20 protein-coding genes are annotated in these 23,676 nt (G+C 44.7%); 9 read left to right on the top strand and 11 right to left on the bottom strand.

Annotation, left to right across the window (positions count from 1 at the left end):
* Nucleotides 1–155: 155 nt before the first annotated feature.
* Nucleotides 156–461 (bottom strand): hypothetical protein, encoded by a 306-nt coding sequence (locus QUA45_RS13910; protein ID WP_333095926.1) that lies wholly within the window; start codon nt 459–461, stop codon nt 156–158.
* Between the two features lie 25 nt (nt 462–486).
* On the bottom strand, nt 487–1,221 hold the full coding sequence (locus QUA45_RS13905) for a DCL family protein (RefSeq protein WP_333221143.1): 735 nt from the start codon (nt 1,219–1,221) through the stop codon (nt 487–489).
* 209 nt (nt 1,222–1,430) lie between these two features.
* On the opposite strand from QUA45_RS13905, the gene QUA45_RS13900 reads away from it, so the two are divergent.
* Both QUA45_RS13900 and QUA45_RS13895 read left to right on the top strand, forming a co-directional pair.
* Entirely contained in the window at nt 1,431–1,787 is a 357-nt protein-coding gene (locus QUA45_RS13900) for an element excision factor XisH family protein (RefSeq protein WP_333221153.1), read from the top strand.
* Nucleotides 1,772–2,107, top strand: coding sequence for an element excision factor XisI family protein (locus QUA45_RS13895; RefSeq protein WP_333095924.1), 336 nt, complete (start codon nt 1,772–1,774; stop codon nt 2,105–2,107). The genes QUA45_RS13900 and QUA45_RS13895 overlap by 16 nt, the downstream gene beginning before the upstream one ends.
* A 51-nt stretch (nt 2,108–2,158) precedes the next feature.
* Here the strand turns inward: QUA45_RS13895 and QUA45_RS13890 are convergent, their stop codons facing one another.
* Nucleotides 2,159–3,244 carry an ABC transporter ATP-binding protein gene (locus QUA45_RS13890; RefSeq protein ID WP_333095923.1) on the bottom strand — a complete coding sequence of 362 codons (1,086 nt, stop codon included), beginning with the start codon at nt 3,242–3,244 and terminating at the stop codon, nt 2,159–2,161.
* Between the two features lie 126 nt (nt 3,245–3,370).
* Between QUA45_RS13890 and QUA45_RS13885 the strand changes: the two genes are divergently transcribed.
* Nucleotides 3,371–5,092, top strand: a complete 1,722-nt coding sequence (locus QUA45_RS13885) for an iron ABC transporter permease (RefSeq protein WP_333221141.1) — start codon at nt 3,371–3,373, stop codon at nt 5,090–5,092.
* A 28-nt stretch (nt 5,093–5,120) separates the two neighbouring features.
* Nucleotides 5,121–5,642: a pentapeptide repeat-containing protein gene (locus tag QUA45_RS13880; RefSeq protein WP_333221139.1), complete on the top strand. Its 522-nt coding sequence runs from the start codon at nt 5,121–5,123 to the stop codon at nt 5,640–5,642.
* 65 nt (nt 5,643–5,707) lie between these two features.
* On the opposite strand, the gene QUA45_RS13875 is transcribed toward QUA45_RS13880, so the two are convergent.
* Nucleotides 5,708–6,757 (bottom strand): Fe(3+) ABC transporter substrate-binding protein, encoded by a 1,050-nt coding sequence (locus tag QUA45_RS13875; protein WP_333095920.1) that lies wholly within the window; start codon nt 6,755–6,757, stop codon nt 5,708–5,710.
* A gap of 535 nt (nt 6,758–7,292) precedes the next feature.
* Here QUA45_RS13875 and QUA45_RS13870 point away from each other — a divergent pair.
* Nucleotides 7,293–7,472: a hypothetical protein gene (locus tag QUA45_RS13870; RefSeq protein ID WP_333095919.1), complete on the top strand. Its 180-nt coding sequence runs from the start codon at nt 7,293–7,295 to the stop codon at nt 7,470–7,472.
* A gap of 48 nt (nt 7,473–7,520) precedes the next feature.
* Here QUA45_RS13870 and glgA read toward each other — a convergent pair whose 3' ends face one another.
* Nucleotides 7,521–8,996: a glycogen synthase GlgA gene (gene glgA / locus QUA45_RS13865; protein ID WP_333221138.1), complete on the bottom strand. Its 1,476-nt coding sequence runs from the start codon at nt 8,994–8,996 to the stop codon at nt 7,521–7,523.
* Between the two features lie 438 nt (nt 8,997–9,434).
* Here glgA and QUA45_RS13860 point away from each other — a divergent pair, with 438 nt between their 5' ends.
* Genes QUA45_RS13860 through QUA45_RS13850 form a run of 3 tightly spaced genes read left to right on the top strand, consistent with a single transcriptional unit; the run spans nt 9,435 to nt 13,713 of the window.
* Entirely contained in the window at nt 9,435–10,217 is a 783-nt protein-coding gene (locus QUA45_RS13860) for a sigma-70 family RNA polymerase sigma factor (protein ID WP_333221136.1), read from the top strand.
* A gap of 51 nt (nt 10,218–10,268) precedes the next feature.
* Nucleotides 10,269–11,264 carry a DUF1822 family protein gene (locus QUA45_RS13855; protein ID WP_333095916.1) on the top strand — a complete coding sequence of 332 codons (996 nt, stop codon included), beginning with the start codon at nt 10,269–10,271 and terminating at the stop codon, nt 11,262–11,264.
* Between the two features lie 58 nt (nt 11,265–11,322).
* Nucleotides 11,323–13,713 (top strand): CHASE2 domain-containing protein, encoded by a 2,391-nt coding sequence (locus QUA45_RS13850; protein WP_333221135.1) that lies wholly within the window; start codon nt 11,323–11,325, stop codon nt 13,711–13,713.
* Between the two features lie 504 nt (nt 13,714–14,217).
* Here the strand turns inward: QUA45_RS13850 and QUA45_RS13845 are convergent.
* The 6 genes from QUA45_RS13845 to QUA45_RS13820 all read right to left on the bottom strand — a co-directional run bounded on the left by QUA45_RS13845 (nt 14,218) and on the right by QUA45_RS13820 (nt 22,086).
* The gene (locus tag QUA45_RS13845) at nt 14,218–14,961 is read right to left on the bottom strand and encodes a hypothetical protein (RefSeq protein WP_333095914.1); all 744 of its coding nucleotides are present in this window, start codon (nt 14,959–14,961) and stop codon (nt 14,218–14,220) included.
* A 149-nt stretch (nt 14,962–15,110) separates the two neighbouring features.
* On the bottom strand, nt 15,111–15,836 hold the full coding sequence (locus QUA45_RS13840) for a response regulator transcription factor (RefSeq protein ID WP_333221134.1): 726 nt from the start codon (nt 15,834–15,836) through the stop codon (nt 15,111–15,113).
* 232 nt (nt 15,837–16,068) lie between these two features.
* The gene (locus tag QUA45_RS13835; RefSeq protein WP_333221132.1) at nt 16,069–16,797 is read right to left on the bottom strand and encodes a response regulator transcription factor; all 729 of its coding nucleotides are present in this window, start codon (nt 16,795–16,797) and stop codon (nt 16,069–16,071) included.
* A 277-nt stretch (nt 16,798–17,074) separates the two neighbouring features.
* Nucleotides 17,075–20,257: a CHAT domain-containing protein gene (locus QUA45_RS13830; protein WP_333221130.1), complete on the bottom strand. Its 3,183-nt coding sequence runs from the start codon at nt 20,255–20,257 to the stop codon at nt 17,075–17,077.
* A 113-nt stretch (nt 20,258–20,370) separates the two neighbouring features.
* Entirely contained in the window at nt 20,371–21,180 is an 810-nt protein-coding gene (locus QUA45_RS13825) for a DUF928 domain-containing protein (RefSeq protein WP_333221128.1), read from the bottom strand.
* Nucleotides 21,181–21,357: 177 nt separating this feature from the next.
* On the bottom strand, nt 21,358–22,086 hold the full coding sequence (locus QUA45_RS13820) for an AIM24 family protein (protein ID WP_333221126.1): 729 nt from the start codon (nt 22,084–22,086) through the stop codon (nt 21,358–21,360).
* Nucleotides 22,087–22,266: 180 nt separating this feature from the next.
* On the opposite strand from QUA45_RS13820, the gene QUA45_RS13815 reads away from it, so the two are divergent.
* The coding region (locus QUA45_RS13815) for a glycosyl hydrolase family 57 (protein WP_333221124.1) at nt 22,267–23,676 on the top strand (1,410 nt) is incomplete at its 3' end.

Genomic DNA, 23,676 nt, shown 5'->3' with positions numbered 1-23,676 from the left:
AGACTTTCATTTGAAGAAAATTAGCTTAAATCTGTCAAAACCAACAAGATTTAAGGCTGGTCAAAACCTGCCAAAGCCTTTCATCCCGGTGACTTTGGTCCGGAGATGAAAGGCTTTTATTTTGTAAGATCCTTTCCTTCAGCAGCCGATAGAACTTATCGGAGTACAATCGATCCTATGGGAAGGCAGTTATCAAAATCAGACTCAGCAATGGTGAGACTGGTGGGATAGCGAGGGGATTGCTTGCTGAGGGGGTTGGTGGCATATTGGCGATCGCAGGCGATCGATCCGCATCTGAATTGAACCTTGGTGGTGGCTGTATTTTTTGAGGAGTTTAGGGAAATAAGGCGGGCGAGGGGAAGGAGTTGCAGGCGATCGAATTTCACCTGTCGGTAAAAAATGTAACCTTCCTGTTGAGTGGCTGCCAGAAAAATTCGCGATGCACCAGAAATCTGAGTCAATCCACTCCCACAGAGATGTGATACGTCAGTCACCTACAAGTTCATTAGGAATCAATACAGGATTACGGCTCTTCCGAATTCTCTCCGAGCCGCCAAGACTAAGATTTTGTTCCGCTTTAATAACCCTAAGCTGCGCCATTTTATGATGATATCGTCGAAACTTATCCTTTAACTCTTGATCAATCATAGTTGTTTGAAACTGGGCATCCTGGGACATTAACAACATTTCAGGTTTTATTTCAATATCATTAGCGCCAATAAAAGTGTTCACAAGAACCTGAAATGTCAAGGGCTTTTTATGGTCAAGATGGCTCTCATAAATAGCTACTTTATCACCAGTAATATCGCATTCAACTCTTCCATCCTGATCGGCAAAGTTTTCAAAGAATATTTTTTTAGTTAGCCGAAGATCATTTTGAACAGCGGCACGGCAGGCTTCTAAAAAATCTTGATAAAGAGACTTTCCTTTAGCAGAAATCGCTGTGCGATAAGAAAAATCTGTTTTAGATCCATCTGTTCTTTCTATCCAAAAGCAACTTGTCGGCATATCGGTTCTATATTTGTACAAACGTTTTATACCACATCCAATCTTTTTATCTGCTTCAGGATGGCGCTCCAGAAGAGCTAGTAACATATCGTGATCATCACCTGCTATGCTTTGACCATTTCGATAGCGCTCCAACATATTTCTGAAGTGTTCAATAGCATCTTTCTGGAATTTGAACTCTATTCCATTGAGAACAATTGGTTGCCTTGCCATTTAAACTCCCTACCAGTTTTATATGAGGTATAACTTAAATTGTATCGCAGATGTGTTACCCTATATCATAATAAGCGATATCTGCAAGACATAGGAGTTCAAAAAGTCCCTGCTTATCTTTCCTAACCTCAATTCTCGAATGTCGAATGTCTAGACGCGATAATTTACACTTCTCCCTACGTCGCACCCTCGAAAAAGACGGGTAGACAATTACGGACGATCCTTTAGTCTTAGTGTTAGAACAGACACTTTTGAAAGCCGACTTAGGAGCAGAAAAGTTTTTTACTGCGGAAAAAGAAGGGCATAAAATCGCTGTTGAAATCAAAGACTTCGATTCACCCTCAGTCATCAGTGAACTGGAAAAAACGATGGGACAGCTTCAGCTTTACCAATGGGCATTGGAAGGGCAAGAGCCGGAGCGTCAGTTGTTTTTAGCTGTGAGCCAAGCCATCTACATTAAACACTTTCAAAAACCGATTTTTCAGTTAGCCGTCCAGCGAAATAAAATTAACTTATTAGTTTACGAACCAAGTCAAGAGGTGATTCTTCAATGGATAACTCACTAAGCTATGCAGACATCCTCAAAAAAACCCTGCAAGAAGCAACTCGCGCCCAACCCCGCTTACAGGCGATCCAGCTTTACCCCGTCTGTGATGTCGATTCTGGTCACTTTCTGATTTTGGCTACAGGCTGGGATAAACAGCGCTGGATTGACACAATTCTGTTTCATGCTCGTTTAGTCGATAATCAAGTTGTAATTGAAGAAGATAACTTCGAGGAAGGTCTAAGTCAAGCGCTGATTGCAGCGGGTATAAAAGCAGAGGATATCGTGACTAGCCCCTTCCCTGACAACAGCGATAGACAGAAAACCTATCAGACAGTATAAGGAAGAAGGAAGAGGGGGAGGATTGTTTCCCAATTAGCAATTAGCAATTAGCTATGGCTTAGACTTACCGACAAAGAAAGCTAAGGGAGAATTATCACAAGATAATCGAACTTTAGAACCAATGGGAAAAACATTTCCTGGGGTTGTAAGTGCATATAACTTTTCGCCCGAAGGTGTTTTTAAACAATAACGATTTTCTCTACCTAAAAATTGGCGATCGCAAATCACAACAGCCGAATCTTCATCTAAGTATAAACTTAAATCTTCCTGCCGGATCATCAATTCTCCTTCAGTAGAAACATCACAGGGAACTTGTGAAGATGAATCTCCTTTAACAGCAAAACAACCTACTTCTGTTTCCCAAAAATCCTGCTTCAGCGATGCAGAAACAAAATTAGCTTGCGTCACAAACTCAGCCACAAATCGAGATGCTGGTTCTTGATAAACTTCCTCTGGAGTGCCAAACTGTTCTAATTGGCCTTGACGCATCACCGCTACCCAATCTGAAATCGAAAGTGCTTCTTCGCGATCGTGAGTGACAAATACACCAGAGGTTCCCGTTGCTTTGAGAATCTCGCGGACTTCCTGACGCAATCTCAACCGTACTTGTACATCTAAATTACTCAACGGTTCATCTAGTAAAATAATCGCAGGTCGAGGGGCTAAAGCACGGGCCAGCGCCACTCGCTGTTGCTGACCCCCGGATAATTCATGGGGATAACGGTTTTCCAATCCTTCTAATCCCACCAGCGCTAATGCTTCTGTGACACCTTTGTGAATATTATGCTTTGACTCTTTTCCTTGATGCGTCAACCCAAAAGCTACATTTTTCGCGACTGTCAAATGGGGGAATAGTGCATAGTCTTGAAACACCATACCAATGTCTCGCTGTTCCGGCGGGACTGACATATTAACACTCGCTACAGTTTTTCCTGCTAAAGCGATCGTCCCTGCTTGTAGCTGTTCAAAACCAGCAATTAACCGCAGCAACGTTGTTTTCCCACAACCCGATGGCCCCAACAACCCCAGTATATCTCCTTGATGTAAGGTCAGGGTGACAGATGCCACCGCAGGTGATGCTGCTTGGGAATACTGTTTTGTTACACCATCCAAATGCAGAATTATCGGTCGAGCCATTATTGCTATAAATAATCAACAACTTACAATTCTACAATATACCAGTTTAGTGAGATTAATTATCATAAAGCCTTGACAAATGTTTACACCTACTGATAAAGTAGCAGGCTAGACTTTTTACTAGCAATGAAAAATTCCCAAAAATCACTACACCAAACAGGAATCAGGACAATCCAATGGCTATCGACCTTACGCGGTCTATCGGCTAGTGGGTGGACACTTGCAGTTATCGCTTTAGCATTGCCGATCGCCATACCAGTCATCAGTGTCTTATCCAGTATCTTTTTTGAAGCTAAAGATACATGGCAACATTTAACCGATACAGTTTTAACCCGTTATATAGTCAACTCTTTATTGTTAATGATCGGCGTAGGCTTTGGTGTTGTCGCGATTGGCGTAGGATGTGCGTGGCTAGTAACAATGTGTCGCTTTCGGGCGAGTCGCGTATTTGAATGGGCATTACTCTTACCCTTAGCTGCCCCAGCTTATGTCCTAGCTTATACTTATACAGACTTTTTAGAATTTTCCGGCCCAGTTCAAACTGCTTTGCGTTATATTTTTGGCTGGAGTTATGGAGACTATTGGTTTCCTAACGTGCGCTCGCTCCCTGGAGCAATCTTAATGCTAATATTAGTTTTATATCCCTACGTCTACCTATTAACAAGAGTCGCATTTTTGGAGCAATCCACTTGTACCCTAGAAGCTAGTAGAATACTGGGCTGTAGTCCTTGGCGGAGTTTTATTACAGTTGCATTACCAATGGCAAGACCTGCAATTGTAGCAGGTTTAGCACTGGCTTTGATGGAAACTCTCAACGATTATGGGACTGTTCAGTATTTTGGAATTGATACATTCACCACAGGTATTTATCGGACTTGGTTTGGTATGGGAGAACGAATTGCAGCCAATCAATTAGCTGCCCTGTTATTATTATTTGTTCTAGGTCTAATTTTACTAGAACGCTGGTCCCGCAGTCGGACTAAATATTATCAAGCTAGCAGCCGCTATCGCCAACTACAAACTTATCAACTTAAAGGAATTAGGGAAATCTTAGCCGTAATTGCTTGTTTGATGCCGCTATTTTTTGGTTTTTTATTGCCCGCAGGTCTTTTAGTCCAGTTGACATTAGCTAACTGGCAACTCACTTTAGATGAACGTTTTTGGATCTTTGCCCGTCATAGTTTAATTTTGGCCACCCTGACAGCAATTTTGGCCGTTATTATTGCCTTGATTATGGCTTATGGTTTACGGTTATATCCTAATTTAGGAGTGCAGTTAGGAACGAGAGTTGCGGCAATGGGCTATGCTGTACCTGGTTCCGTGATTGCAGTAGGGATTATGGTTCCCATTGGAAAATTTGACAATCTATTTGATAGTTGGATGCGCCAGCAATTCGGGATTTCTACAGGCTTGTTGTTAAGCGGTACGATCGCAGCTTTGGTATTTGCCTATATAGTTCGCTTCCTAGCTGTTTCTTTAAATGCGGTGGAGTCAAGTTTGAGCAAAATCAAGCCTAATTTAGATGATGCGGCAAGAAGTTTGGGTTATAGTCCGATGCAAACTTTGGTTACAGTTCATACACCAATGATGACTGGAGGTTTACTAACTGCCATGATGTTAGTATTCGTTGATGTGATGAAAGAGTTACCTGCTACTATAATTATTAGACCTTTTAACTTTGATACTTTGGCGGTGCGAACTTATCAACTTGCCTCAGATGAGCGATTGGCCGAAGCTTCGGGCCCAGCATTGGCTATTGTTTTAGTGGGGATGTTACCGGTAATTTTATTGAGTTGGAAAATTGCCCGATCGCGCAAGTGTTCAAATGAGTTAACGGTTAACAGTTAAAGGTTAAATTATCCCTTTACAAATCAAGATGATTAATAAAAATTCACCAATCTTTACCCGTACTACTGGCACAATCTCCTTCTTACTACTTACTTTTTTTGTCACCTTGGGATGTCAAAAACAGGTGGCAAGCCCCCTCGAAACATTACAAAAAACTAAGCAATGTCCAGGATGTGACCTGACTGATACCAAGTTAAGTGACATTGATTTAACCAGCGCTAATCTCAATGGTGCTAAATTGGAAGGTGCTGTGCTAGAAAAGGTCAAACTTAATGAAGCCTTACTCGATAGTGTCAATCTCAAAGGTGCAAATTTAAAAGGTGCTTCTCTGGAAAAAGCAGGTTTATTTTCTGCTGATCTCACAAATGCTGATTTGAGTAAGGCAAATCTTAAGGGGGCTTTTTTGCGAGGGGCAAAACTGAATAATGCCAATCTTAGTAATGCCGATTTAAGTGAAACTGACTTAAATAGTGCTGATTTGACAGGGGCAAACCTGACAGGGGCAAACCTGACAGGGGCTATAATGCCGGATGGTAAAATTAAAAATTAAAGTTGATTCGATTCGGCGGTTGAAACCGCCGAATAACAAAGAGTAGCTTCTTTTTCAAAAAGCCTCTATTTCCATCCTGCCCGATCGGCAATCTTTAAAGCTTCGGGGTTATTTTTCCCAAACACATCAGGGTTGAGAGGGTCAGATTTGAATGTACCAAAACTGGCAACCACAGGATCGATCCCCACACCTGAAATCACAGGGTATTCATAATTACCCCTAGCAAAAATTTGTTGCGCTTCGCGACTGGCTAAGTGTTCCAAGAATTTGATCGCGCCTGCTTTGTTACGCGAGGTTTTGACTACACCGGCACCACAAATATTGACGTGAGTACCTCGATCGCGCTGGTTGGGGAAAAATACACCTACTTTCGCAGCGATCGCCTGTTCTTTTGGATCTTTCGATTTCATTAAGCGAGCTACATAATAGGTATTAACAAGGGCAATATCGCCTACCCCATCAGCAACAGCCTTGATTTGCGCCGTATCATTTCCTTCTGGAGGACGTGCAAAATTAGCCACCAATCCTCGCGCCCAAGCTTCTGTTTTTTGAGGTCCATGAACCGCTAGCATGGCCCCAACAAGAGACTGATTATAGATATTAGTGGACGATCGCACTAAAATTTTGCCTTTCCACCGAGGTTCTGTCAGCGCTTCATAGGTTGACAATTGGGCAGGGTTCACCTTGCTTTTGTTATAAACAATCACCCGTGCCCGGCGCGATAGACCAAACCAGAAACCTTGAGGATCTCGCAAACTTGCTGGAATTGCCGATGTCAGGACTGTTGAAGACACGGGTTGCAGAATACCTGCTTGTTTTGCCCGCCACAAACGCCCACCATCCACCGTGATGAAAACATCAGCGGGGCTATTTGCACCTTCACTTTTAATCCGTTCAATGAGTTGGTCAGCATCGGCTTCAACGAGGTTAACCTTGAGCCCAGTTTTTTTGGTGAAGCTTTGGTACAACTCATTATCAGTGTCGTAGTGACGTGCTGAATAAAGGTTGAGAGTGCCGGTTTGGGCTGCGACAGGGGCTTTTTTGCTTAGTTCCCCCAGTGCCACGACAGCCATTGCTGTACCGCTGGCAAGAAAAATACGCCGAGAAATGCTCATTGTTCTATAATGATAGATTTTTTCATCTGGTAATTGACACGATGGTACATCTACAGCCATCTACAGTCATTGTTTTACTATATTAATGCAAGTAATTCTTATTTGATTATCAAAAGCGTAAGTATTTTAGGGCTGACGCACCCGTGGTCAGAAATCCGGTCTCGATTTCGCTCAACCGGCAGTTTTTTCCCGAAAAGACTTTGTGGTAGCCCGCAGATTAGGTAAAAAATGGGCTTTGCACAATTTGAGGATGATTATTACAGGGTGTCCCGCCTCCTGTGAAAATACACGCCTTCGGGTTCTTGGGCCCATCCCACAAAAAAATCAAAATTATGCCGCTATTGTGCAACATCAAAAAATTTGCTTATGAATGTTTTGATTCGTCCAGAACTGTATTTATGACAAAGATTTTTGCAGATTAGGTATCACAACACTTGTTGGCAACAGACATCTCCAAAAACTCCCAAGCCCTCTCCCCCATAGTTTTCTGACTGTCTGCCTTTTTAGGACAGACAGTAGCTTTTACTAATTGCCAGTGACAACAACCTCCAGAAGTTTTATTAAATTTAGCCGATCGGTAAATTTAAAAACATTCCTTAAACAACCTCGCACTCAAAAAAAAGCAACAGCCATCTCCCAAGCGATTCGCGTCAACACCATGTATCAACTGCCGGAATTCTCGACCAGATTCAACGGCCACCAAGACGCGGGCTAGCTGTACACACCCTACAGTTAGTAACTTCTACACTGCTAGCCCTACTGATTATTTATGTCGAATTAGCTCGTAAATTTCCACATAGTCTTTAGCTGGATATTTCCACGAATTGTCACAATTCATGCCTTGAAGCATGAGTTTTTCAAATTCATCATGATAGTCATACCACAATCCGATCGCCCGATCGAGCGCCGACTCCAAAGCGGCGTAGTCGGTTTGATAAAACACGTAACCGTTGCGTTCTTCTGGGAGGTGGCGGGTGTCGTAATCTCGATCGAACACAGTATTCACCAAACCGCCAACTCCCCGCACCACAGGAACAGTACCGTACCTCAACCCAATCATCTGAGTCAGCCCGCAGGGTTCGTAATTACTGGGAACCACAATTATATCCCCACCCGCATAAATTAAGTGCGACAGTTCCTCATTAAAACCTAGTTCTAAATGGCAGTCTGGATTGTCATTTAAAAAGTATTTTTCGTGCTGGAAATGAGCGTTAATTCCCGCTTCCGTCGCGGAACCCAAAAGCACGAATTGCGCTCCCTTACTCAGAGAGTAATAAATTGCATGGTGGACGAGATGAACGCCTTTTTGGTCGTCCAAACGACCGATAAAGGTAATAATAGGCTTGTCAGCATCGCGCAGTAACAGCCGATCGCGCAAAGCTTTTTTAGTTTTGGCTTTTCCTGCCAAATCATCCTTAGTGTAGTGGTGCGGAATGTAGCTATCGCTTTCGGGATTCCACACATCATAATCAATCCCGTTGAGCACCCCGCGAAACTTCTCTTGATACAAGTGCAAAGTGTGCCCCAAACCGTAGCCAAACTCGCCGAGGTGAGCTTCCCAAGCGTGGTGTGGCGAAACGGTGGTGACAAAGTTCGAGTAAACAATACCACCTTTCATAAAGTTGATAGCAAAATGGTTAAAGTTATCTCGGAGGCGATCGTAATCAAAATAATAATCCGGTCTGTGCAAACCCGTTGCTTGCAAAATATCGCTACCTCCCATGCCTTGATGTTTAAAATTGTGAATGGTATAGCAGACTCGCTGATATTCCATCCAATTGTATTTGTATATTTCAAACAGCAGGACTGGAACCAAACCAGTTTGCCAATCGTGACAGTGAATCACATCGGGACGCTTGTTGCTTCTGAGCAAAAATTCCAAAGCGGCTTTGCTGAAAAATGCAAACCGCATATTGTCGTCATTGCACCCGTAATAACAGCCGCGATTAAAAAAGTTATCTTGAGAGCGAGGTTCGATGAAAAAACACAACTGCCCGTGCACCCAGCCGCACAAGACATCACAGAGGATTTCGCCGCCGTACCAGGGCACAGCCAAATCCCGGTAGGCCTCGTGAAGTCCCCAAATGTGGTCGTACCTCATGCAGTCGTACTTGGGTAGAATAATCTCAACGCAGTGACCGGAATTCTGCAACTCCCGACTCAAACCGTAAACTACGTCGCCCAAACCCCCTGCTTTAATGACGGGGGCGCACTCCGAGGCAATTTGTACTATGTACATTTTTTTTCTCGCTCCTGGATGAATCAAAAAAATATTTTCTTAACTTGACAAAGTATATGATTTCTAGGCAGATAAGCAAGTCGGCCATTGGGAATACAGGGAAATACCCACAGCTAGGGGATGTTAGGGCAGATTCGGGCGATCGGTGATATCGTTTCCGCTCAGATCTAAATTATTTAAACCGCAGAGAAGGCAGAGAACGTATCCGTGAGTTCAATCTAAAATCGATTTATTAACCCATTTGCTGGCATTTGTCAACTAAATATTTTTAAAATTTTTGCCTAATTTGCGCGAAATTTTCTCGCACGATGCTGATAACTGATTGGCACAGAGCACCTGTTCAACTGCCAAACATCAACAGGACTTACGCATTTAAGGGCAGTGTTACAAGGGTTTGAGATTCTTCGTTTCACTTGCCAATGACACAATTACCTGGAAATGCCTCCAGGACTAATCAAATCAGGAATTCTCTCTTGGAATTTAAACCAGCAAATGCCGTGTGCAGCATTCATCCAGAGACTCTTAAGGAGGCGCTCGCCGATGCCCGACACCAACGGTAAGGACAACAATTTAAACCAACAACTACAACAGCTAGTTGCTGAAGCCTGTTCGCATCCGCCTAAAAGCTTGATGCGGCGGGAAAAACTCAGCGAGATAGTGAGGCTGATTGTAAAATCCGGCAAACTTTGGCAAGAAGACACGCCTCATTACAACGATGCTTTACAGCAAACTTGGGTGTATTTTTGTCGCAATGTTTGCGAAGCGAACACCGCAAACAAACCTTACGATCGCAATCTGGGCAGCCTCATTACTTGGCTGGACAAATATCTCAAGATGCGGCTGAAAGACTTCACTATCGAACAAACGCAGGAAAAAGTTAGACGTGATTTACCGTTGATTTCAGAAGACTCAGCAGAAATTAACCCGATCGATAATATCGAAAACCCGCCGACTTATTCTGACAGTCCGCTAGCCATCCTAGAAGAGACAAAAAAATGGGTGCGGGCAGATCCGGAGGGGGAATTGAGAAGCGTTCACATCAAAGAACGCCCCGATGTCACTTGCCAAATCTTAATTTTGAGGCGTCTTCCCCCGGAGACTCCCTGGAAAAACATTGCTCTTGAATTTAACTTACCGCCGTCAACCGCCCCCAACTTTTATAAAAGAGAATGTCTGCCCCGCTTGCGAAATTTTGCCAAAAATCAAGGATATCTGGAATAAAGGCAAGACAAATCCTGTCCTAAAAAAAATCTGTCAAACAGGAAAACCGTGATGAATAACAGCACCGAAAATATCAGAGAAAAATCTATTACCCTGCCCATTACAGCCGCCGCCCTGCGGCTGGCACAGAAGTTTTCAAATCTTGACGGAGTGAGTTCCCCGGAAAAAAAAGAGCAAGTTTATTTCAACACTTTAGCTGTATGTGCAGTGAAAGATTACATGGAAATGATGGACATTCCCACAGACTTGAATGCCAGCGACAGTTGGAACGCAGCTATGCGCCTTTACACCGATGCTGCAGACTTGAAATTAACTAACCTAGGTCATTTGGAATGCCGGCCTCTGAAGTCTGGGAAATTTTGTTACATTCCGTTAGAAATACCGGACGATCGCATTGGTTTAGTAGCAGTTGAGATCGATACAAAGCGACAACAAGCTACTTTGCTGGGATTTATGAAAACTGCAAGCGCTGGCGATTTAGCTATTGATAAATTGCAAAGTTTCGACAAAATTCTCCAACATTTGGATTGTCTGCAACACCGCCAAAAAAAGGTAGCACTGCGCCAGTGGCTGCACAATATTTTTGAGGCTGGCTGGCAGTCTGTAGAAGATATTTTAGTGCCACAAGAACCTCATTTAGCTTTTCGTCGTTACAGCAGCGCAGTCGTGCGGGGCAAGATAATCAATCTGACAGCAGATATCTCGGAAAAAGCATCCGCAACCATCGATGGTTTTCAAGAAAAACCTAATTTATGGAGGGGTGTGAGAGAAGCAGCCCGATCGGTAGCTTTGCTGGTGGCGATCGAAGCAAAAACCGATACTGAAACTAATATTAAAGTACAGGTGCATCCCGCCGGCGGGGCAGACAGTTTGCCGCTCAATCTGACTCTGAAAGTCACCGACGGCGAGGGAAAAACTGTCATGGAAGCTTGCGCCGGCAGCGGTAACGGCTACATGACTCTAGAATTTGCCGCCGATTGCGGAGAATGTTTCAGCGTTGTGGTAAAACTGAAAGAACTCTGTATTGTAGAGAATTTTGTCGCCTAAAGCGGCTCGCTTGCCATAAGTTGTTCAGCATGGAAATTGAAACTTTCAGGCGGGCAGGATGCCCAGCCCACAAGAATTTAATCGCGCCGTGACTGTAAAATTTAGATGCGCCTGGGCTTATCAGTTGTTAGCCATGCCGAAATTAGTTGTTTTGAAGCTAGATGATAACTTGATAAAAGGGGTGCGAGTTTCTCTGGCAATCGGCGCGGAAGGAGATCTGCCCGCAGTGGAAATCCAAGGCTTCCTGCCTCCAAAACCAGAAATAGCGGAACACTACGGTCGCTGGCAGTCAACCTACCGCAGTTTGGGAGATTTCCGCATTAAGCCGATCGAAATTAGCATTATGGGCTCTCGTGCAGAACAGTTGTCCAAATGCCGCTTGTTGCGGGAACAGTTAAGCCAGCAAATCAATAGCTGGCTCAACTCCGAACCGTTTCGCAAAATCAAAGAAACATTGCTCGAACAATTAATGCCGTCGGACACGATTCGATTTTTAATTAAAACTGACGACATCGATTTGCGGCTGCTGCCTTGGTACTGTTGGGATATTTTGGAGCGCTACCCGAAAGCCGAAATTGCTTTGAGTCCCCCAACTTCTAAAAAACCTGCGATCGCCAACAGAAATCCCGCTAAAGGCAGTGTAAAAATTTTAGCAATTTTGGGGAACAGTCAAAAAATTGATATTGAGCAAGATCGAATTATACTTGCAGGATTGCCCTCCGCAGAAGTTACTTTTTTAGTAGAACCAAGTCGCCGCCAAATAGGCGAGCATCTTTGGGAAAAAAGCTGGGATATCTTATTTTTTGCCGGACACAGTTCCACCCGCAGCGACGGCCGATCGGGTAAATTTTATATCAATCAAACCGAGAGTTTAACAGTAGAAGAACTGACACACGGTTTCAAGCTAGCGGTTAGCAGCGGCTTGCAGTTGGCGATTTTGAATTCCTGCAATGGATTGGGAATAGGACGACAGCTTGAAGATTTGGGCATCCCGCAAACGATCGTAATGCGGGAACCGGTGTGCGATCGAACTGCCCAAGATTTTTTAAAGTATTTTCTCCAAGCTTTTTGCAGCGGGGAATCTTTGTATGTGGCAGTGCGCCTCGCGAGGCAAAGATTGGCAGAATTAGGGTCAGAAATTCCCGGTGCGGATTGGCTGCCGATCATTTGTCAAAATCCAACTGCCAAGCCGCCAACTTGGCAAGAGTTGCTGCACAAACCCGATCCGGAAACTGTCAGCAATCCGCCACCTTTATCTCGGCTGCGCCGCTTTCAGATCGGGCTGTTGGCGATCGCAACTGCTGCTGTTTCTGTCATGGGAGCGCGATCGCTGGGCTTGCTCCAGATATGGGAATTGCAAGCTTTTGACCAAGTGATGCGGCTGCGTCCTGCTGAAAGCTCAGACTCTCGTTTGCTGGTGGTGGAAGCGACGGAAACGGACATCAACAAATACGGCTTTCCGCTACCGGATGCGACGATCGCAAAAGCAGTGGGAAAATTGGCACAGTATGGGGCGCAAACGATCGCCCTGGATATCTTCCGCGATCGCCCTTTAGGGCCCGGTTATACAGCATTAGCGGCTCGCTTTCAGGGCGATCGGAGTTTGATTGGTTTGTGCAGCGTCAAAGAAACCGGCAAACCCAACAAATGCGGCATCAAACCGCCGCCCGCACTGCCAAAAGAGCGCCTCGGGTTCAGCGATGTGGTGGCAGATGCCGACGGCATTCTCCGCCGCCACTTGCTGTTTATGCAGCCGCACAGCAGCGATCCTTGTACTACAGAGCACTCTTTGAGTGCGAGGGCTGCCCTTCATTACCTAGCAGCAAAAGGCATCCAACCGGAAACTCTTCCCAGAGATAAGATAAGGCTGGGCAATGCAGTTTTTGCACCGATTCACGGCAGTACAGGCGCTTATCAAAACTTGGACGATCGCGGTTTTCAAATGATGCTCAATTACCGAGCGCCTCGCAATTTCGTTCGCCGAGTCATGCTAGCCGAACTATTAGAAGAAAAAGTCAATCCCAATTTGATAAAAGACAGAATTATCTTTATTGGCGTGACGGCACCGATTTCCAATCCTGATTATTTTTTGACGCCTTACAGTGCGGGAGAATCGCCTTCGGAGAAAATGCCGGGGGTGTTAATTCAAGCGCAAATGTCGAGTCAAATTATCAGCGCTGCTTTGGATGCGCGCCCGCTGCTGCAAATTGCACCTGAATGGGCCCAAATGCTGTGGATTGTGGGTTGGGCAGGAGTTGGTAGCGCGATCGCGATTGTCAGCCGACGCAGGCTGCACGCGGTGTCGGGGGCGATCGCATCTGGGGGGATTTTGTGCGGGGTTTGCTGGTTTTTGCTAATCGAGGGCTGGTGGGTGCCTTTGGTACCCTCAGCTTTGGCAATGGTAGCAGGGGGTTTAATTGCGATCGTTTTTACTTTTCGGCCGAAATGACAATATCATATCAAATCAAATCAGTTAGCATCGGAATAGTAAATTCGAGTTCAGTGTTGACTGTTGACTGTTCACGGCGTCAACAGTCAACATCATTCCGGTGTAACCGGAAAGGATATTATTTTATGCCCAAATGCTTGACGCTCCCCAGGCTATTCAATTATAAACTAAGTAGGTAGGCAAGATTAAACCGAATAATATAACACTATGTAAACAGGTTTAAGTTAGCCAGTAGAAAGCATTTGGAGACTTTGCCCTCGTTTACATAGGGGCGTTTTTTGGCACCGACTTACTTACAAGAGATTTTGGTGAAAAACCCGGTTTCTGCGTAAATCCGCAACCTTGAGAAATCGGGTCGATCGCGAGGGAGCATCTCATATTTGTAAAAACACTTCTTCTGGCTCCTTCCTTCTGACTCTTTCCTCCTAGCTCCTGGCTCCCAAATCCAATTTCTAGCTTGGTGGCAAAAGTGAGATACTCCCGATCGCGAGCGGCTATTTTTGGTTATTTGTGCTGGTGCAGATAGTTGTTAATCGCTTTAGCGATTTTTGCTTGCTGGTATAGGTTCATCGTGCGGGGTAGGGAGATGCGAGAGCCTCCACAAACTAACAGTCTAACTTCGTACCAAATGTCACGATCCCGATCTTTTGTTCGATCGACTTCCACGCCATAAATTTCGCCCAGAGAGTATTCCGTTACTTTACGTGCCAACAAACCCCGCTGTTTAACAGTCAAGGTGTTTAAAGTTTCATCGAAGCTGTAAGTTTCATTATTTCTCAAGACGATCGCTGCGATTCCTGCGAGCAAAAATATGCCTCCTGTCCATCCCAACCAGCGATCGTCTTGGCTTAAGCGCAGCAAGCGATCTTTGGCATTTTTAACAAAAAAATTGATGTCAGAAGCCACAGCGTCTTGGGTTCCCCAATTAGTGGAGTTAGCAGTGAAAGGAACATTGCCAACAGAAGTCAAAAGTACAACTCTGGTTTTATAGCCGCATCTTTCAACTTTAGCTCCCTGCAAAGAAGCAAGCTCAATTTCTTTGATGTTCGACCCCAGTAAATTCGATCGCACAATCTGGCAATTTCCTTGTTTTGCTTGCAATCGCTGGCAGCTCAGGGTTGCTGCATGATAGTCAAAAGTCAGCGATATCAGTCCAACTGCCATGAATAAACAACTAGGGAGCCAAAAATCAAATATGCTTTGAGTCTGAATTATTAATTCACTTGCTGTTTGCTGGATTATTTTCATTTATCTCATCCTTTTATTCCAAAAATGAGGCTAAGTAGGTAGGCGCTATAAAACACAATTATGTAAACGATTGTAAAGTATCCAAATGCCGTAAGCGTGGCTAAGTTAGCCCTGTTTACATACAGTTACATAGCTGTGTTTAATCCCGCTTACCTACTTACCTTGTTATTGCGATCGATCGGAGCGAAAGTGTAACCGTATCCCTGAGTAGTTTGAATAAAATTCGGAACAGCCGAATCGACTTTAGCCAGTTTCCTGCGAATCAGACGGATATACACGTCAACCACTTGCTCGTCTCGTGCGTCATTGCATTTCCATCCCCAAACTTTTTCGATTAGCTGTTGGCGGCTCCAAGCTTTACCTGGATAAGTTGCCAAAAAATACAAGAGTTGAAATTCTAAGGCCGTCAAAGCTAAAGTTTTCTCTTTCAATCTCACCTCCCTACTCATTAAATCTATCGCTAGTTCACCGAAGACAAGATTGCGCGGACTAACGGTTTTCATCTCACTCAACAAAATTTCTATTTTAAGTGCCAAGTCCTCAAGAATGAATGGTTGGCAGATAAAATCATCAATACCTGCTTTTATGATTTTAATTCGAGCTTCTTCGCCTGTACTGCTGAAAATCACGAGTAAAAAAACATTCTTCCGTTTCTGCATTTCTTCGCAAAGTTTAACGCCGATATTATCGGGCAAATTCCCATCCAAAATTACGAGGATTGGGTTGAATTCCTCAAAGATTTCTAAAGCTGTTTTTGCGTCTGCAGCAGATTGTACTTGATATGTCTCATTCAGATAGCCGCCGATGCAATTACGGACGGGGGCGTCATTGTCTACAACCAGAATTTTGGAATGTGGATCGGTAGATATCGTCATAATTTTTGGCTCTATTGTTAATGGTTCACACTTTAGAAAATCGAGTAAGTATGCTGTCTTTTAATTAGACTCTCGATTCTCTATAAGGCGTGTTTTCTTTACTCGTAGATGCCCCCTTAGCTTGCCCTACTCAACCCCTACTCCCTTTAAAAAGGGGATTAGGGGTGGGACAATAGCGAATTAACTGGTTCGCGCGCTCTACCTAGGAACCAGTCATAATTATGATGATTGTTCAATTACCAACTACCCTGTCCCTGCGAGCGATCGGAGCGAAAGTGTAACCGTATCCTCGAACAGTTTGAATAAAACTCGGAACAGCGGCATCGACTTTAGCCATTTTCCTGCGAATTTGCCCGATATGCACGTCCACCACTCGCTCTTCTGATCCATAATTGGATTTCCACCCCCAAACTTTTTCGATTAGCTGTTGGCGGCTGCAAGCTTTACCTGAATGAGTTGCCAAAAAACACAATATTTCAAATTCTAAAGCTGTTAGCGTTAGAATTTGCTCCTTGAATCTCACCTCCCTACTCACTAAATTGATCGCTAATTGGCCGAAGACAAGGTTGGGCGGGTTGACGGATCTCGACCGCCTCAACAAGACTTCTACTCTAACTGCTAATTCTTCAAGAGAGAACGGTTTGCACATAAAATCATCGGCACCTGCTTTCATGATTTTAATTCGATCTTCTTGGGAGGTGCGGCTGCTGAGAATCGCGACTAAAACATTAGTCCGCTTCTGCATTTCTTGGCAAAGTTTATAGCCGCTAATATCGGGTAAATTCCAATCCAAAATCGCCAGGACTGGGTTAAATTCTTCAAAAATTTCGAGAGCAGTTTGACCGTCGGCGGCAAATTGTACTTGATATGTCTGGTTGAGAAAGCGGTAGATGAGAGTGCGGATAGAATCGTCATCCTCTACAACTAGAATTTTTGCTTTTTGATCGGCAGATATTGTCATAATTTTTGACTTTATTGTTAAGGGTGCAAAGTTAGGAAAGCGAGCAGGTGTATGAAAACAGCCTTTATTGTTTAGTCCGCTAGCAGTGGACTAAAGTTTGTGCAGTAGGGGCAATCCCCCCGTGGTTGCCCGGATTTCAATCGCAAGCATGACTTTTATAAAGAAATTAAATCGACACATGACTTATCGCTCCTGGCGCGATCGAGTTTCTGTGGAGCTTTCAGCGAAAAAACTAATTTTTTCGCTGTTTTGGCAATTTTTTACAAAATTTAATCAATTATGTTTCGCCGATCAGTGTGAAAGCCGCCCAATCTCTGGGATTTGGATGCTGCTGCATTGTCTCCAGCATGGCGTTTCGCAGGGCTTGAGCTTTGTTGCCCGTTCGATCGAGATTTTGATAAAATTTCACCATCAAATCGGCTGTAGGAGCATCCGGCACCGCCCACAAAGACACAATGACACTGGGCGTACCAGCCGAAATTAAAGCGCGAGACAAACCGATAACGCCGTCGCCGGTAATCCGCCCCATGCCGGTATTGCAGGCGCTCAAAACTACTAAATCCGCGTTGAGGTGCAGGTTCAAAATTTCCTCAGCAGTCAGCAAACCGCTATCGGTGCGATCGGGTGCAAGGGCGATCGCGCTGCCGAGCCCGCGAATGTTATCGAGCAATCCGTGGGTGGCAAAATGGACGATGCGGGCGTTTGGCAAGCGCTGAAGTACGGCAGCTTTGGTAGCGGATTTGCCAGTCAGGGCTTGAGTTTGGAACAATTGGGCGATCGCGTTAGCTTCGGTTTCTGAATGTGGCAAAGCAGATAACTGCTGCGGAGGTTTTCCCCTTACCAGAGCAACTTCGGGCATAGTCGGATTTCCTACTATTAGAATGTCCCAAGCTAAATCGGAAATCTCTTGCCGTTTTTGGCGGGTTAATTCCAGAATTTGAATCGAAGGAGCAGTCAGAATAGTATGTTTTTTAATTAAGAATTTCCCCGCACCATCTTGCAATGCCGGAAAGGGAACGAAAAACAGTTCACCTTGAGGAATAAAGATAATCCTGGCTTGTGGATCTGTCGGCAACAAATCTGCAATCGGTTCGATTAGCAGTTGATGGAGTTTTTGCAAGCGCGGGTGATTGGTGAGGCTTGATTGCACTTTTGCTGTTACATCAGTTACAGGTCGGGGAATAGTCAATCCTGCGGGCCAAGAGGATTGCCACAGCGAGAGAATGCTGTGTGTTTCATCAACAGATATGACTTGCCAAGGTTCCCAGTTAGGGGCATCGTCGTGGAGTTTAACTAAATCGCCTGGGCTAATTTTTAGAGTGGGATTGAAGTCGCGATTCCTGATGCCGATCGCCTCGCGAGAGTCGGAAACCAAGCCTTTGAGCGGAGTATGTTGATAGTTGAGATCAACTTGGCGAAATGCAATTTCGCCCGTCGGCTGAATTACCCAAATAAAAAGTTCTTCTAAAAAAGAAATAGAATATTCGACAAAAGTTGCATTTTGTGCTTGAGCGATTTGTTTAATTTGCTCGATCGTAGGTGGCTTAATATTGGGTATCGCATCTGAATTAGCAGATAACCGAGCAGTCAGTAACTCCACAAAAGCCCGCGCCCGCCCCCGCTCAGAAATTTCCAGCGCCTGTTCTGTTTTTGACTGGGCGATCAGGGCTTTTTCCAGGTGGCGGTAAGTTGCGGCTTGGGTTTCAAAAATAGATACTTTAAAGTTATCGTGGTTGCCCAATCTTCCTCGAAGCGATTCCCAAATTTGAATCGCATTGCGGAGGGCTGTTTCAGCTTCTGTAAACTGTCCCGAGTCAAAGAAAGCCAGTCCTAAATTGTTGAGAATTGCCCCTTCTGACGCCCTTTCGCCGATTTCGCGCGCGATTTCTAAACTCTTCTGACTGTATTCGATCGCCCGCTGGCACTGCCCCAAACAGCGGTAAGCATTGCCCAGATTTCGCCAGGAAGCCGCTTGCCCAGAGCGATCACCGATTTCCTGCTGAATATCTAAGGACTTTTTGTAGAATTCGATCGCCCGCAAGTAATTCCCCAAATCACTGTAAGCATTGCCCAGAGTCACTAAGGAATTAGCTTCCCCATAACGGTTATTGATTTTCTTGTCAAGATTCAGGGATTTCTGAGAGTATTCGATCGCCCGTTGATGTTGCCCTAGGGAAACATATGTACGGCCCAAAGCGTTCAAGGATTCCGCTTCTCTATACCCAGAGTTAAGTTTTAGGACTATATCTAGAGACTGCTGCTGGCACTCGTTCGCCCGCTGGTATTCGCCCAGGGAATGATATGCCCTCCCCAAATCGCGCCAGGAACTAGCTTCTTCATGAGAGTTCCCGGTTTCTCGCTGAATATTTAAGCACTGCTGGTGGCAATCAATTGCTTGCAAGTATTCCCCTAGGACATCGTAAATATTGCCCAAAGCGTGTAATGAAGCAGCTTCCCCATCGCGATTCCCAATGTCTCGCTGAATATTTAGGCACTGCTGATGATAATCAATTGCTTGCGAGTGTTCCCCCAGGACATCGTAAATACTGCCTAGACTGTTGAGAGAATTTGCTTCTGCGTAGCGGTTGCCAGTATCTCTATGAATATTTAGCGCCTGCTGATAGTATGTGATCGCCTGCGAGTATATTTCCCGGAAACTCTTAGCACTGTTCCAGAAGGAATCTTTCTGGCGGCGTACTCTTGCTACTCTGTTAATAATTTTAACACTACTTTTATCACGAATAGAAAACTGAATCGATCGGTAAATCAACAGCAGATCTGCTGCCGACAGCGCCTGTTTGTAGAGCCGAATATCTCCTATGTTGCCCAGAAAAATGCCCCCTAAATCGTCCGATCTCCTGCCAATTGTTAAGGGAATACTATGGCTGAGGGAGCCCTGTTGATATGTTGGGTTGAACCGCAAACCTACTTCCTTGCCATCGACATACCAGTGCCCTCCATCCGCTCGATCCCGATCCACAACAACTGCAACGTGATGCCATTGGTTGTTGCTGACAACGGGCAAAGATGGAATATCTTTTTCTCGGCGGTTGTAATAATAGTTTACCCAACTGCTGCCATCCGCTATTTGAAGGTTAATTTTGCCTTTATAAATAAAGAAAGACCAGCCCCGTAAACGGCCAGAAGCTTCTTGAATACGCTGATCGATAATCTTGGCAATACCAAAATCTTCCGTGCGAATCCACGCACAAATAGAAAAGTCTTCTTTGCCTATCTCCAGTAAAGGAGTAACTGGGAAAGTAAGGCAACCTCCAGTTAGCAGCAGGCTTTCATGCGACCCTGTTTCTAATGGTTCAACAGCACGGGAAACACTGTCAATTAGGCGTGCCGGAGGAAGTTCCGGGCGATAGCTCGCTATGTTGCCTGCTTCATCAAATGACCAACGGGCGATCGGCTCTGTATTGAAAGTATTGTAGACGCTTAATATCGGGTCTTTCATCGCTTAGCTGACTTAATTTTTGTGGAACAGGCCGGAAAGCCTGTTCCTGATGGGCGGGCAGGATGCCCACCCACAAAAAAACTTACTCTTTGTGGAACAGGCCGGAAAGCCTCTTACGGTCCTGAAACTATCCCGTGCAAGCGCACAAACGGATGCTGCAATAAAGCCTCCCAGTCAGCATCCAAAGTCGCCAGAGAAGATATTTTCTCAAATCCAGATAGCTCTGCTAGCGCTTCATACCGCAAATCATTTTCAGCATAAATTAGCAGCCGCTCCTCTAAAGAAGTAGCTGCCTGTAATTGGCTCAACAGTTTGCCGCGCAGTGCAACTAATTCTGTGAGAGTTTCGTACCACAAACCGTGTTTAGCAAGCAGAAAAACCCGCTCCCTTAGAGATGCTGTTTCTAGCTGAGCCAAAATTTCTGGTTTCATTGCCACCCGCTCAACCCACCCGTGGCGGGAGATTTTTCCGCAGAAAAAGCACCACTGATACTTCTTGCCAATTTCCAGAGGAGGTGAATTTTCCGGCAAGGAAAAACTCGCAATTCCCGCTGCTTTTTCTAGCTCAAAAAGTGTTCGGAAAACTACCTCTTGCTGTTCGTCCCGCAGCACAAACTCAAAGGGAATGTCATCAGGCAATGAAGCCGGCAAGTACAGCCAAAAAGTCGGATGTGCGATCGCTGTCAACCCTATATTTGTAGCGGGAATCAAAGCTAAAAAGTTGTGAGGATCGCGGCTGCCTGCGTCTTTGCGATCGCCCGGTGCTCCGCGCGCGGGCGGATCGTAGGCTAGTAGCTGTGGCAGCAAATTCGGTTCCCCCGATGATGAATCAGCGAGCATCGCTGCCAATCCAGGTTGAACCATTGTTAAAGCAACAAGCACATTAAGCATCGCCTGCTGTAGGAGCAGTTTTGTTACATTCATAAAATATCCGCCAAGTAGAGGTGTAAAATCTCAGTTCTCTCCAACTGCACCCTGAAAATAATCTTGCCAGATTTTTTATGCTAGCGTCTATAGTTTCGCGGATTTTTTTTAGTATATTTGTCTAATAAAATTCCGCGATCTATGCTCCAGCAACCTCTACTTTAAAAATGAAACAACTCAACCCAAACCCATAGCATCATTTTCACATACTAATAATTTACCTTTCCCCTGATAATACCAAACATAACCCTCTCCACCGCCTTTGCCAAAATGACCTAATTTTCGATAATCTTCTTCAATCCCCTTGGTAAATCCTTTAACCAAATCGCAATCAGCTATCAAAATTTCACCTTGTTTTAGTTCGACAATCTTAGCAGGTGAATTGGTAGCTGCTACAACAGTAGCTTTTTGCTCGCGTAAAGCTGTAACAGCAATTCTCCACCTACCGTCATTAGAAGCAGCCACTTGTCGGAATTTCAGTTTTTTAGCACCGATAACTACATTGTCCGAACAAAACTGAAATATACCGTCATCAAACTCCCACTGCTCTGCATCCGAAAGCTCGATCGGCGTATAATGCAGAAAATGCCCTTTTTGTCTCGGTTCCAGTTTCACAGTACCAGTACCTTGATATACGGGAGCGTTGTAGTCCATTTCCGTTGTCAAAGATACCCACATATCTTTCAAACGGTTATCCGTTTTATAAACACCGGAAGTTAATTTCCCCATACACCAATGCAGCGCACCTTTTTGAATGATAACTCCCGAATTGTTCAAGTTAATTTCTACTTGCTGAACCAACGGAATATTCTTAGTAGGATGGTAAAACTTATTGGTTTCAGGATTGATGTTATTTTGGATGTACCACAAATCCGTTGGTTCCAAAACCTTGATTTCGTATTTCATAATTTACCTCGCCTATTTACGTGAAATGTGTTAAACATTTGACCCGTGATTTGGAGATTCAGCGATTCCGGACTTATCCTGTGAAATTTATCTTTTGCAGACTTCCTCTGCTACTGTTAAAGTATCTAGCTATTTTAGCAATAGCAGACAGCGCCCCTCCACAATTGTTGAGAAAAATTTATGCCTGCGATCGCACAATCTCCCAATTTACCGATTTTACAAGAAATCAACTCAGGATTGCCCAATATTTGCGGCTCCGAAGCAGAAATTAATGTCGCAGCCAATAGCAACGAACCAATTTTTCTACCTACCACAAATCTGCGCCTGGAAAATATTCAAGCCGGATTCGCCTGCGCCCTGCATATGCACCAACCCACAATTCCTGCCGGTGCAAACGGCGAACTGATCTGCAATCTCCAGCATATGTTTGAACATCCCAACCAAGGAGATAACCACAATGCCGGAGTCTTTGCTTGGTGCTATTCCCGCATGGGAGAATTTATTCCCCAACTGATTGCCGAAGGCTGCAACCCGCGCATTATGCTCGACTATTCGGGCAACTTATTGTGGGGATTGCGCCAAATGGGACGCGACGATATCTTTGATAATCTCAAGCGGATTACGTGCGAGCCTCAATATCAACCTCATGTAGAATGGCTGGGGACAATGTGGAGTCACGCCGTCATTCCCTCAACTCCCATTCCCGATATTAAACTCCAAATTCAAGCATGGCAACATCATTTTGCAGCCATTTTTGGCTTGGATGCCCTAAAGCGCGTTAAAGGTTTTTCGCCCCCAGAAATGCACTTTCCCAATCACCCAGATACACTGTACGAATACATCAAAGCTTTAAAACAATGTGGCTACCGCTGGCTGATGGTGCAGGAACATTCTGTAGAAAATCCCGACGGTTCGGGATTGTCGCAAGACCAAAAATATATTCCCAACCGTTTAGTTGCCCGCAATTCTCACGGCGAAACAATCAGCATCACTGCTTTGATTAAAACTCAAGGTTCCGATACAAAGTTGGTCGGTCAAATGCAGCCTTATTACGAAGCAAAAGGACGCAATAAACAGCAAATTGGCAATGTCACAGTTCCTTCTTTAGTTACTCAAATTGCCGACGGCGAAAATGGCGGCGTCATGATGAATGAATTTCCCAGTGCCTTTGTCAAAGCTTGGCACGAAAACCGCGAACAAGGTGGGGGAAAATCCGGTGTTGTCGGTTTAAACGGCACTGAGTATTTGGAGATAATTGAGGCGGCGGGTGTTAATCCTGAAGATTATCCTGTTTGTCAGGGGATTAACCAGCACAAAATCTGGCAGCTAGTCGATCCTGATAGTGCGACGCCGGAAAAAGTGGAAAGTGCGATCGCCCAACTCAAGCAAACAGACCACAATTTTCACATGGATGGTGCTTCTTGGACTAACGATTTGAGTTGGGTGAAAGGCTACGAAAATGTCTTGGAACCGATGAATCTACTCAGCGCTGCATTTCACAAAAAATACGACTCGCTGGTGCAGCAAGATGCGACCGTTACCAAGCAGTTTGAATACCAGCAAGCTTTGCTTTACAACTTGCTGCTACAA

The sequence above is a fragment of the Microcoleus sp. Pol12A5 genome, assembly GCF_036701435.1.
Classification (GTDB): domain Bacteria; phylum Cyanobacteriota; class Cyanobacteriia; order Cyanobacteriales; family Microcoleaceae; genus Microcoleus.
This window is presented reverse-complemented; position numbering and strand designations above follow the sequence as displayed.